The organism is Streptomyces sp. DG2A-72 (assembly GCF_030499575.1).
GTDB lineage: Bacteria > Actinomycetota > Actinomycetes > Streptomycetales > Streptomycetaceae > Streptomyces.
On record NZ_JASTLC010000001.1, the window covers coordinates 5,908,370 to 5,920,374 of the forward strand.

At 63.0% G+C, this 12,005-nt stretch carries 7 protein-coding genes and 3 rRNA genes; all 10 read left to right on the forward strand.

Translation table 11 applies throughout. From position 1 onward, the window contains the following. Positions 1-331 precede the first annotated feature (331 nt). The 10 genes from QQY66_RS28195 (at position 332) to QQY66_RS28240 (ending at position 11,993) form a co-directional block, all read left to right on the forward strand. Positions 332-1,858 (forward strand): 16S ribosomal RNA (locus QQY66_RS28195). A gap of 294 nt (positions 1,859-2,152) precedes the next feature. Then, positions 2,153-5,275: ribosomal RNA gene (locus QQY66_RS28200) — 23S ribosomal RNA — on the forward strand. A 72-nt stretch (positions 5,276-5,347) separates the two neighbouring features. Continuing rightward, a 5S ribosomal RNA gene (rrf, locus tag QQY66_RS28205) occupies positions 5,348-5,464 on the forward strand. The 16S, 23S and 5S rRNA genes sit together here, the layout of an rRNA operon. A 73-nt stretch (positions 5,465-5,537) precedes the next feature. Further along, positions 5,538-6,227, forward strand: coding sequence for an HAD family phosphatase (locus QQY66_RS28210; protein WP_301983075.1), 690 nt, complete (start codon positions 5,538-5,540; stop codon positions 6,225-6,227). Positions 6,228-6,265: 38 nt separating this feature from the next. Further along, the gene (locus QQY66_RS28215) at positions 6,266-7,483 is read left to right on the forward strand and encodes an MFS transporter (RefSeq protein WP_301983076.1); all 1,218 of its coding nucleotides are present in this window, start codon (positions 6,266-6,268) and stop codon (positions 7,481-7,483) included. Next, a complete protein-coding gene (locus QQY66_RS28220; protein WP_301983077.1) occupies positions 7,434-8,609 on the forward strand; it encodes an acetoin utilization protein AcuC in 1,176 nt (391 codons plus the stop codon). Before QQY66_RS28215 ends, QQY66_RS28220 begins: the two co-directional genes overlap by 50 nt. Before the next feature lie 601 nt (positions 8,610-9,210). Beyond that, on the forward strand, positions 9,211-10,026 hold the full coding sequence (locus QQY66_RS28225) for a phosphatase (protein ID WP_301983078.1): 816 nt from the start codon (positions 9,211-9,213) through the stop codon (positions 10,024-10,026). Positions 10,027-10,159: 133 nt separating this feature from the next. Continuing rightward, positions 10,160-10,369 carry a helix-turn-helix domain-containing protein gene (locus QQY66_RS28230; protein ID WP_016437488.1) on the forward strand — a complete coding sequence of 70 codons (210 nt, stop codon included), beginning with the start codon at positions 10,160-10,162 and terminating at the stop codon, positions 10,367-10,369. Positions 10,370-10,524: 155 nt separating this feature from the next. Beyond that, positions 10,525-10,623: an AURKAIP1/COX24 domain-containing protein gene (locus QQY66_RS28235; RefSeq protein WP_003948845.1), complete on the forward strand. Its 99-nt coding sequence runs from the start codon at positions 10,525-10,527 to the stop codon at positions 10,621-10,623. A 308-nt stretch (positions 10,624-10,931) separates the two neighbouring features. After that, complete coding sequence (locus tag QQY66_RS28240; protein WP_301983079.1) at positions 10,932-11,993, forward strand: NAD-dependent epimerase/dehydratase family protein; 1,062 nt, start codon at positions 10,932-10,934, stop codon at positions 11,991-11,993. Positions 11,994-12,005 lie beyond the last annotated feature (12 nt).

Consider the following 12,005-nt stretch of genomic DNA (forward strand, 5'->3'; position numbering starts at 1 on the left):
CGGCCCAACGGCCGGGAAGGCAAACCCCGCTGACTGGGGATCAGGTCGAGAAAGGATCTGATAGAGTCGGAAACGCAAGACCGAAGGGAAGCGCCCGGAGGAAAGCCGCGAGAGTGTCTCTCGGGTGAGTACGAAGGAAGCGTCCGTTCCTTGAGAACTCAACAGCGTGCCAAAAATCAACGCCAGATATGTTGATACCCCGTCCGTCGGAAATCTTTCCGATGGTCGTGGTTCCTTTGAAGAAATACACAGCGAGGACGTTGTGAACGGTCGGGCTTATTCCGCCCGACGGTTCCGCTCTCGTGTGTGTTGACCGGATAACCGGTACACATTCACGGAGAGTTTGATCCTGGCTCAGGACGAACGCTGGCGGCGTGCTTAACACATGCAAGTCGAACGATGAACCACTTCGGTGGGGATTAGTGGCGAACGGGTGAGTAACACGTGGGCAATCTGCCCTTCACTCTGGGACAAGCCCTGGAAACGGGGTCTAATACCGGATAGCACTCTCACGGGCATCTGTGGGGGTTGAAAGCTCCGGCGGTGAAGGATGGGCCCGCGGCCTATCAGCTTGTTGGTGAGGTAATGGCTCACCAAGGCGACGACGGGTAGCCGGCCTGAGAGGGCGACCGGCCACACTGGGACTGAGACACGGCCCAGACTCCTACGGGAGGCAGCAGTGGGGAATATTGCACAATGGGCGCAAGCCTGATGCAGCGACGCCGCGTGAGGGATGACGGCCTTCGGGTTGTAAACCTCTTTCAGCAGGGAAGAAGCGCAAGTGACGGTACCTGCAGAAGAAGCGCCGGCTAACTACGTGCCAGCAGCCGCGGTAATACGTAGGGCGCAAGCGTTGTCCGGAATTATTGGGCGTAAAGAGCTCGTAGGCGGCTTGTCACGTCGGGTGTGAAAGCCCGGGGCTTAACCCCGGGTCTGCATTCGATACGGGCTAGCTAGAGTGTGGTAGGGGAGATCGGAATTCCTGGTGTAGCGGTGAAATGCGCAGATATCAGGAGGAACACCGGTGGCGAAGGCGGATCTCTGGGCCATTACTGACGCTGAGGAGCGAAAGCGTGGGGAGCGAACAGGATTAGATACCCTGGTAGTCCACGCCGTAAACGGTGGGAACTAGGTGTTGGCGACATTCCACGTCGTCGGTGCCGCAGCTAACGCATTAAGTTCCCCGCCTGGGGAGTACGGCCGCAAGGCTAAAACTCAAAGGAATTGACGGGGGCCCGCACAAGCAGCGGAGCATGTGGCTTAATTCGACGCAACGCGAAGAACCTTACCAAGGCTTGACATACGCCGGAAACGTCTGGAGACAGGCGCCCCCTTGTGGTCGGTGTACAGGTGGTGCATGGCTGTCGTCAGCTCGTGTCGTGAGATGTTGGGTTAAGTCCCGCAACGAGCGCAACCCTTGTCCTGTGTTGCCAGCATGCCCTTCGGGGTGATGGGGACTCACAGGAGACCGCCGGGGTCAACTCGGAGGAAGGTGGGGACGACGTCAAGTCATCATGCCCCTTATGTCTTGGGCTGCACACGTGCTACAATGGCCGGTACAATGAGCTGCGATGCCGTGAGGTGGAGCGAATCTCAAAAAGCCGGTCTCAGTTCGGATTGGGGTCTGCAACTCGACCCCATGAAGTCGGAGTTGCTAGTAATCGCAGATCAGCAGTGCTGCGGTGAATACGTTCCCGGGCCTTGTACACACCGCCCGTCACGTCACGAAAGTCGGTAACACCCGAAGCCGGTGGCCCAACCCGTTTACGGGAGGGAGCTGTCGAAGGTGGGACTGGCGATTGGGACGAAGTCGTAACAAGGTAGCCGTACCGGAAGGTGCGGCTGGATCACCTCCTTTCTAAGGAGCACCTGGCCCCTTCTGGGGGTCCAGACACCAGAACGCGAGCGTACGTCTCGCGCTGGTTGCTCATGGGTGGAACGTTGATTATTCGGCATACTTGACCTGCTTCTCTTCCCAGTACTGCTTCGGCGTGGAACGGAACGAGGAGGGGCGAGGGTGCCGGGCACGCTGTTGGGTGTCTGAGGGAATGATTTCCTTCAGGTGCCGGCCCCAGTGAACTCGCCGTGTGACGGTGGGGTGGTGGGTGGCTGGTCGTTGTTTGAGAACTGCACAGTGGACGCGAGCATCTGTGGCCAAGTTTTTAAGGGCGCACGGTGGATGCCTTGGCACCAGGAACCGATGAAGGACGTGGGAGGCCACGATAGGCCCCGGGGAGTCGTCAACCAGGCTTTGATCCGGGGGTGTCCGAATGGGGAAACCCGGCAGTCGTCATGGGCTGTCACCCATACCTGAACACATAGGGTATGTGGAGGGAACGCGGGGAAGTGAAACATCTCAGTACCCGCAGGAAGAGAAAACAACCGTGATTCCGGGAGTAGTGGCGAGCGAAACCGGATGAGGCCAAACCGTATGCGTGTGAGACCCGGCAGGGGTTGCGTATACGGGGTTGTGGGATCTCTCTTTCACGGTCTGCCGGCCGTGAGACGAGTGAGAAACCGTTGATGTAGGCGAAGGACATGCGAAAGGTCCGGCGTAGAGGGTAAGACCCCCGTAGTCGAAACGTCAACGGCTCGTTGGAGAGACACCCAAGTAGCACGGGGCCCGAGAAATCCCGTGTGAATCTGGCGGGACCACCCGTTAAGCCTAAATATTCCCTGGTGACCGATAGCGGATAGTACCGTGAGGGAATGGTGAAAAGTACCGCGGGAGCGGAGTGAAATAGTACCTGAAACCGTGTGCCTACAAGCCGTGGGAGCGTCGCATGCAAGCTTGCTTGTATGTCGTGACTGCGTGCCTTTTGAAGAATGAGCCTGCGAGTTTGCGGTGTGTTGCGAGGTTAACCCGTGTGGGGAAGCCGTAGCGAAAGCGAGTCCGAACAGGGCGGGATAGTAGCGCGCTCAAGACCCGAAGCGGAGTGATCTAGCCATGGGCAGGTTGAAGCGGCTGTAAGAGGTCGTGGAGGACCGAACCCACCAGGGTTGAAAACCTGGGGGATGACCTGTGGTTAGGGGTGAAAGGCCAATCAAACTCCGTGATAGCTGGTTCTCCCCGAAATGCATTTAGGTGCAGCGTCGTGTGTTTCTTGCCGGAGGTAGAGCACTGGATAGGCGATGGGCCCTACCGGGTTACTGACCTTAGCCAAACTCCGAATGCCGGTAAGTGAGAGCGCGGCAGTGAGACTGTGGGGGATAAGCTCCATGGTCGAGAGGGAAACAGCCCAGAGCATCGACTAAGGCCCCTAAGCGTACGCTAAGTGGGAAAGGATGTGGAGTCGCACAGACAACCAGGAGGTTGGCTTAGAAGCAGCCACCCTTGAAAGAGTGCGTAATAGCTCACTGGTCTAGTGATTCCGCGCCGACAATGTAGCGGGGCTCAAGCGTACCGCCGAAGTCGTGTCAATCCAGCATAAAGGGCTAACGCCTGCTGGGTTGGGTAGGGGAGCGTCGTCTGCCGGGTGAAGCAGCCGCGGAAGCGAGTTGTGGACGGTTGACGAGTGAGAATGCAGGCATGAGTAGCGATTCACACGTGGGAAACGTGTGCGCCGATTGACTAAGGGTTCCTGGGTCAAGCTGATCTGCCCAGGGTAAGTCGGGACCTAAGGCGAGGCCGACAGGCGTAGTCGATGGATAACCGGTTGATATTCCGGTACCCGCTGTAAAGCGTCAAACATTGAATCCAGTGATGCTAAGCCCGTGAAGCCGTTCCGGACCCTTCGGGGAATGGAAAGTGGTGGAGCCGGTGACCCGAGTTGGTAGTAGGTGAGTGATGGGGTGACGCAGGAAGGTAGTCCATCCCGGGCGGTGGTTGTCCCGGGGTAAGGGTGTAGGACGTCAGGTAGGTAAATCCGCCTGGCAGTAGTCTGAGACCTGATGCCGAGCCGATTGTGGTGAAGTGGATGATCCTATGCTGTCGAGAAAAGCCTCTAGCGAGTTTTATGGCGGCCCGTACCCTAAACCGACTCAGGTGGTCAGGTAGAGAATACCGAGGCGTTCGGGTGAACTATGGTTAAGGAACTCGGCAAAATGCCCCCGTAACTTCGGGAGAAGGGGGGCCATCACTGGTGATGACACTTTGCTGTCTGAGCTGGGGGTGGCCGCAGAGACCAGCGAGAAGCGACTGTTTACTAAAAACACAGGTCCGTGCGAAGCCGTAAGGCGATGTATACGGACTGACGCCTGCCCGGTGCTGGAACGTTAAGGGGACCGGTTAGTCCTGTTTCGACGGGGCGAAGCTGAGAACTTAAGCGCCAGTAAACGGCGGTGGTAACTATAACCATCCTAAGGTAGCGAAATTCCTTGTCGGGTAAGTTCCGACCTGCACGAATGGCGTAACGACTTCTCGACTGTCTCAACCATAGGCCCGGTGAAATTGCACTACGAGTAAAGATGCTCGTTTCGCGCAGCAGGACGGAAAGACCCCGGGACCTTTACTACAGTTTGATATTGGTGTTCGGTTCGGCTTGTGTAGGATAGCTGGGAGACTGTGAACTCTGGACGCCAGTTCAGGGGGAGTCGTCGTTGAAATACCAGTCTGGTCGTGCTGGATGTCTAACCTGGGTCCGTGATCCGGATCAGGGACAGTGTCTGATGGGTAGTTTAACTGGGGCGGTTGCCTCCTAAAGAGTAACGGAGGCGCCCAAAGGTTCCCTCAGCCTGGTTGGCAATCAGGTGTTGAGTGTAAGTGCACAAGGGAGCTTGACTGTGAGACCGACGGGTCGAGCAGGGACGAAAGTCGGGACTAGTGATCCGGCGGTGGCTTGTGGAAGCGCCGTCGCTCAACGGATAAAAGGTACCCCGGGGATAACAGGCTGATCTTCCCCAAGAGTCCATATCGACGGGATGGTTTGGCACCTCGATGTCGGCTCGTCGCATCCTGGGGCTGGAGTCGGTCCCAAGGGTTGGGCTGTTCGCCCATTAAAGCGGTACGCGAGCTGGGTTTAGAACGTCGTGAGACAGTTCGGTCCCTATCCGCTGCGCGCGCAGGAACATTGAGAAGGGCTGTCCCTAGTACGAGAGGACCGGGACGGACGAACCTCTGGTGTGCCAGTTGTTCTGCCAAGGGCATGGCTGGTTGGCTACGTTCGGGAGGGATAACCGCTGAAAGCATCTAAGCGGGAAGCCTGCTTCGAGATGAGTGTTCCCACCCCCTTTGAGGGGTTAAGGCTCCCAGTAGACGACTGGGTTGATAGGCCGGATCTGGAAGCCCTGTAAGGGGTGGAGGTGACCGGTACTAATAGGCCGAGGGCTTGTCCTCAGTTGCTCGCGTCCACTGTGTTAGTTCTGAGGCAACGACCGTGTCATGTTTCCGGTTGGAACTTCATAGTGTTTCGGTGGTCATAGCGTGAGGGAAACGCCCGGTTACATTCCGAACCCGGAAGCTAAGCCTTACAGCGCCGATGGTACTGCAGGGGGGACCCTGTGGGAGAGTAGGACACCGCCGAACAAATTTTGAGAAAACCCCCGTGCTGAAAAGCACGGGGGTTTTCTGCGTTTGAGGTCGGTTTAGGCTCGTAGGTATGCGCTATGACCTCGTCATCTTCGACAACGACGGAGTGCTCGTCGACAGCGAGCCCATCTCCAACAGGCTGTTGGCCGCCTATCTCACCGAGCTCGGGCATCCGACCTCGTATGAGGACTCCCTTCGCGACTACATGGGCGCCGCCATGCACCGCGTACACGATCTGGTGGAGGAACGGACCGGGCGGCCGTTGCCGGCGGACTTTGATGATGTCTTTCATGCTCGGGTGTTCGCGGCGTTCGAGCGGGAGTTGAAGCCGGTGGAGGGGGCCGTGGGGGTGCTCGAGGAGTTTGCGGGGGGCGGGGTGCCGTACTGCGTGGCGTCGTCGGGGAGTCATGAGCGGATTCGGGTGGGGCATCGGGCGACCGGGTTGGACCGGTGGTTCGATGACGGGCGGATCTTCAGTTCGGAGGATGTGGGGCGGGGGAAGCCGGCGCCTGATTTGTTTCTGTACGCGGCCGAGCGGATGGGGGTCGCGCCGGAGCGGTGTGTGGTGGTGGAGGACAGTCCGTTGGGGGTGAAGGCGGCGGTTGCAGCTGGGATGGACGTGTATGGGTTCACCGCCATGACTCCTGTGGCGAGGCTGTCGGGGGCGACTCAAGTGTTCTCCGGGATGGGCGAGTTGGCCGGCCTGCTCGCCGCCGAGGCCGCTCCGGGCAAAGTTGAGGGAAATTCATCTTTGGCTTGATATACCCAGCGGTACGCCTGGGCCTTACGCTCGCCGCCATGACTGATGTGCTGCGGCGCGGTAGGGCCTCGTTGGCGTTCGGCTTCTTCGCTCAGGGTGCTGCCTTTGCGCTGCTCGTGACGCGCATCCCTGCCATCCAGGACCGGTACGGCGTCTCTGACGCGCTGCTGCCTGCCTTCCTGGCGGCTGTGCCGATTCTCGCCGGGGTGGGCAGTGTCACGACCGAGCGGCTGGTGAAGCGAATACGGCCCAGTTTGGTGCTGCGGTGGTCCCAGCCCGTGGTGCTCCTGGCGCTGCTCGGGGTCGGGGCCGGGGACCGGACGGTCGAACTGGGCATCGCGCTGGCCGCGTTCGGGCTCGCCGTGGGGGCGCTGGACGCGTCGATGAACATGCTCGGAGTGAGTCTGCAGCGGTCGTACGGGCGCAGCATCATGCTCAGCTTCCATGCCGCGTTCAGCCTGGGTGGGATTCTCGGGGCCTCGCTCGCCTGGGTGGGGGCGCACTGGGATCTGGCGCTGTTCGTGTCGTATCTGCCGGTTGTGGTGGTGCTTCTGCCGGCTGCGCTGGTGGGGAGTCGGTGGTACGTCGACGGGGTCGCGCCGGAGAAGGGGGCGGGCGTCGAGGGGGGTGGAGGCGGGGCTGTCGGCTTCAAGGTGCTGTTGCCGCTGTGTCTGGTGATGACCTTCGCGTACATCGGGGACTCGACCGTCTCCAACTGGAGTGCGAAGTATCTGCAGGATGTGCTGGGGAGTTCGGAGCAGCTGGCCACCGTTCCGTACAACGTCTACATGGTGACGACGCTGGTGGGGCGGGCCATCGGTGACTTCGGGGTGCGGCGGTTCGGGGCCGTGGTGGTCGTACGGGGTGGGGCGGTGGTGGCTGCTGGGGGGTTCGCTGTGGTGGCTGTGGCGCCTGGGGCCTGGATGGGGATGCTGGGGTTCACCTTGTTGGGGCTGGGGTTGTGTGTGCTGGTGCCGCAGACCTTTGCGGCGGCCGGGCGGTTGTTTCCCGGGGCTTCGGATGCGGCCGTCGCTCGGCTGAATGTTTTCAACTATGTGGGGTTCTTGATCGGTTCGCCGTTGGTGGGGGCGTTGGGGGATGCCTGGAGCTATCGCGGGGCGATGCTTGTGCCGATGGTGTTGGTACTGGTGACGTTGGTGTACGCCCGGTCGTTCGATGGTCAACCGGACCGATACGGTGGCGGGCATGAGCGGCCGCGCACAGCTGATGTGGGACGAGGCAGTAACGGGCTATGACTTCGGTCCGGAGCATCCGATGGATCCGGTTCGGCTTGCGCTGACCCGGGGGCTGGTGGGTGCGTTCGGGCTCGACCGGGATGTGGAGGTCGTGGCGGCGAAGCCTGCCGGGGAGTCGACGTTGCGGCTGGTCCATCGGGAGGATTACATCGCCGCGGTGAAGGCGGCGTTGGAGGATCCCGGGGCGGCGGACGGGTCGTACGGGATCGGGACGATCGATGATCCGGCGTTCGCCGGGATGCATGAGGTGTCCGCGTTGATCGCCGGGCAGTCGGTGGGGGCGGCGGAGGCTGTGTGGCATGGGGATGTGCTGCATGCGGTGAACTTCGCGGGTGGGTTGCATCATGCGATGCCGGGGGGTGCGTCGGGGTTCTGCATTTACAACGATGCGTCGCTGGCTATTGCCCGGTTGCTGGAGTTGGGGGCCGGGCGGGTCGCGTATGTGGATGTCGATGTGCATCACGGGGATGGGGTGCAGGCGGCGTTCTGGGAGGATCCGCGGGTTTTGACGATTTCGCTGCATGAGCATCCTCGGACCTTGTTTCCGCAGACCGGGTGGGCTGAGGAGACGGGGGCGGAGGGGGCCGCGGCGGGGTCGGCGGTGAATGTGGCGTTGCCGGCGGGGACCGGGGATGCGGGGTGGTTGCGGGCGTTTCATGCGGTGGTGCCGGAGTTGATTGCGGACTTTCGGCCGGATGTGCTGGTGACTCAGCATGGGGCCGATACGCACTTCGAGGATCCGCTGGCTCATCTGGCGGTTTCGCTGGATGCGCAGCGGGCGGTGCAGGTTGCGTGTCATGAGTTGGCGCATGAGTACGCCGGGGGGAAGTGGGTCGCGTTGGGTGGGGGTGGGTACGCGGTGGTGGATGTGGTGCCGCGGTCGTGGACGCATCTGGTGGGGATTGCGGCTGGGCGGGCTGTGGAGCCTGAGGCGGTGATTCCTGAGGGGTGGCGGCGGGAGGTGTTTGCTCGTACGCGGCAGTTGGGGCCGGTGCGGATGACTGATGGGCGGTGGCCTGTGGTCTTTGCTGCGTGGGAGGCGGGGTACGACCCTGCGGATCGGTTGGATCAGGCGGTGTTGGCTACGCGGAGGGCTGTGTTTCCGTTGCGGGGGTTGTTGGCGTAGGGGATTCGCCCCCGCCGCCCCTACCCGTCCCATCCTGAAGGGGCTCCGCCCCTTCGACCCCGCCAGGGGGCGAAGAAGCCCCTTGACCCCCGCGGGGCTGCGCCCCTGCACCCCACCGGGGCTGCACCCCACCGGGGCTGCACCCCACCGGGGCTGCACCCCACCGGGGCTGCACCCCACCGGGGCTGCGCCCCTGCACCCCACCGGGGCTGCGCCCCTTGACCCCCGCGGGGCTGCGCCCCTGCACCCCACCGGGGCTGCGCCCCTTGACCCCCGCGGGGCTGCGCCCCTGCACCCCACCGGGGCTGCACCCCACCGGGGCTGCGCCCCTGCACCCCCCGCGGGGCTTCGCCCCCGGACCCCCACCGGGGCTTCGCCTCTGCACCCCACCGGCCTGCGGCCTCGTCCTCAAGCGCCGGACGGGCTGAATGATGTCGGCCGGTGTCGAGAGATCACCCCGCTGTGGGTGGGGGATCGGGAGGGCGGGGAGTTCGAACGGCGGACGGGCTGAAGTAGCGCCTAGGGGCCCTCGCTACGCCAACTGTGCGGTCTTCCCGCGTTCTTCTGACGACCCCCGTCCCCGTCCGTCACCATCGCAGCCGTGTTGAGTACCGGTGCACTGCGTGCGCATCTGCTGGCTGCTCGGTTGGCTGGGGTTGTGGCCACGTCTCGGGAGGAGAGTCTGCGGAGTTATCGGCTGTTTGCGGCTCGGGATCCTCGGGTTTTGATCGGGATTGATCCTGAGTGGGCTTGGGGGGAGCGGGAATTGGTTGGGTTGATGGCGGAGAAGTGTGGGGTTTCGGGCGATCTGGGGAATGTGTCTGGACCTGATGTGATCGATCCGGAGCGGACGTTGGTCGCGCTTGATGCCTTCGCCGATCGGGTCGGGGCCGTCGCGGAGCGTGGCGTGCCTGTGCTGTTCGGTACCGGGCATCCGCACCGTCTGCTCGGGTTCTACGCCGCCTTGGCGGACGCTTTGTCGGCGGCGGGATGTGCTGTCCTCACACCGGCGCAGGGTCGCTGTGTCGACATAACGACCCGGTTCGGTCTACGCACGTACAACCTTGACTACGTACGAGGAGTCGCGCTGATGCGAGAACCGGATGCCTCCCGCTCCGGTTGTGAGACCGGCGCACACACGCACTCGCCGCTCCCGGTTCGTACCGTGCTGGCGGCGGCGGCCGAGGCCGGCGGGCCGTTGCCCGAGTTGGTGATCGGGGATCACGGGTGGGTCTGCGGAGCAGGTCAGCTGGGGTTTGAGGCCATTGGTCTTGCGGATACCGATGACCCTGCGCTCTTCGTGGGGGAGGCTGAGGGGTCCGTGTCCGTCGTCGTTCCACTTGATGACGCTGTGCGGTCTGATTACTACCTGCCGCTTACCCGCTACGTACTCAATCGGGCGTGTCTGTCACAGTAGGCCGCCGATGGGTGCACCTCTTCCCCACTCGCATCACCCGCCCCTACATTGGGGAGTGAGCACGCAGCGACGAAGAGTCACCGGAAGGGGAAGCCGGTGGCCGTCGGTCGAGTGCGGAAGGTTCAGGTGTGTCATGGCTGCTGAGCAGAGGCCTCTGAGCGAGGTTCAGTTCCTTACCGTGGCGGAAGTCGCCTCGGTGATGCGAGTGTCGAAGATGACCGTGTACCGACTGGTGCACAGTGGTCATCTGCCTGCGATCCGGGTGGGGCGGTCCTTCCGCGTCCCCGAGAACGCGGTTCACGAGTACCTTCGCGAGAGCTACGTGGGGGTGGAAACCGCCTGACGACGGTGGTCCGGGGAGATCCTCAGGGCACCACTGGATCTGCCCGGTCCCCTCGATTACGACCTCAGCGCTCGGACGGGTAGGCTAGCCCCTCGTAGGTCGTATGGGCCCATGGCGCCCAAACGCCGAGTGATGAGAAGTGAGCGAGGGTAGTCGTGGGCTCTGTTATCAAGAAGCGGCGCAAGCGGATGGCTAAGAAGAAGCACCGCAAGCTGCTCAAGCGCACGCGCGTTCAGCGCCGTAACAAGAAGTAGTCCGCCCGTCCGCCAGGACGAGGACTACGGACGGCGCAGAAGACGTCGCGAGAGCGTGTCCGTGGCCCCCCACCGCACCCGGTGGGGGGCCACGTGTGTCTCCACCCCGGACCAGGTGTTCTGTGCGTACGCCTGTGTTTCACATGGCTTGGTCTGTTCGTACGTCTGTGGATGTCGTCACTTCGTGCATTGGGTGGTCATCACAGCGCAACGTCGAGCCGCTAAGTTGGCGGCACACGGGGAACGCGGCAGGCTAACGAGCAGCGGTGTGTCGGGGCAGGACGATTCCTGGAAGGAAGGCGCTGATCTTGGGCAAGGTCGTGCTCGTGACCGGAGTGGCCCGTCAGCTGGGGGGCCGGTTCGTACGACGGATCCAGCGTGACCCACAGGTGGACCGGGTGGTCGCCGTGGACGCGGTCCCGCCCGCTCATCATCTGGGCGGCGCCGACTTCATCCAGGCCGACATCCGGCAGCCGACCATCGCGCGCGTGCTCGCCGAGACGGCCGCCGACACGGTCGTCCACATGGATGTGACGGCCACCGCGCTCGGCAGCGGCAGCCGGGCGACGGTCAAGGAGACCAACGTCATCGGGACGATGCAGCTGCTGGGCGCTTGTCAGAAGTCGCCCAGCGTCAAGCGGCTCGTCGTGAAGTCCAGTACGAATGTGTACGGGTCCGCGCCGCGTGATCCCGCCGTCTTCACCGAGACGACCCCGCCGAAGTCCCTGCCCAGCGGCGGCTTCGCGAAGGACACGGTCGAGGTCGAGGGGTATGTACGGGGCTTCGCGCGCCGTCGGCCGGACGTCGCCGTGTGTGTGCTGCGGTTCGCCAACATCCTCGGCCCCACCGCCGACACCCCGCTCGCCTCGTACTTCTCGCTGCCGATCCTGCCGACCGTGTTCGGCTACGACCCCCGGCTGCAGTTCGTGCACGAGGACGACGTGATCGACGTCCTGCGGATCGCCTCGCACGAGCCGGAGCGCGGCACCCTCAACAGCGGCACCTTCAACATCGCCGGTGATGGCGTCCTGCTGCTCTCCCAGTGCTCCAGGCGACTCGGACGGCCCACCCTGCCGCTGCTGCTGCCCGCCGTCACCTGGGCGGGCTCGGCGGTGCGTACGCTGGGTATGACGGACTTCTCGCCCGAGCAGATCCGGCTGCTGACCCACGGCCGGGTCGTGGCGACGGACCAGATGCGTGAGACGCTCGGATTCAAGCCGAAGTACACGACCGCCGAGACCTTCGCGGAGTTCGCGCGCAGTCGCGGTCCTGGACTTCTGCCCCCGGAGGCCCTCGCGGGGGCCGTCGACCGGATCGCCGCGCTGCCCTTCCCGGGCAGCGGCCACCCCCCGACGCAGAGCGCCAACTGAGGAGCGCATCAA

Bases quoted from the DNA above. Each gene is read 5' to 3' on its own strand.
- QQY66_RS28210 (WP_301983075.1), top strand. From the start codon at position 5,538: ATGCGCTATGACCTCGTCATCTTCGACAACGACGGAGTGCTCGTCGAC.
- QQY66_RS28215 (WP_301983076.1), top strand. From the start codon at position 6,266: ATGACTGATGTGCTGCGGCGCGGTAGGGCCTCGTTGGCGTTCGGCTTC.
- QQY66_RS28220 (WP_301983077.1), top strand. From the start codon at position 7,434: ATGAGCGGCCGCGCACAGCTGATGTGGGACGAGGCAGTAACGGGCTAT.
- QQY66_RS28230 (WP_016437488.1), top strand. From the start codon at position 10,160: ATGGCTGCTGAGCAGAGGCCTCTGAGCGAGGTTCAGTTCCTTACCGTG.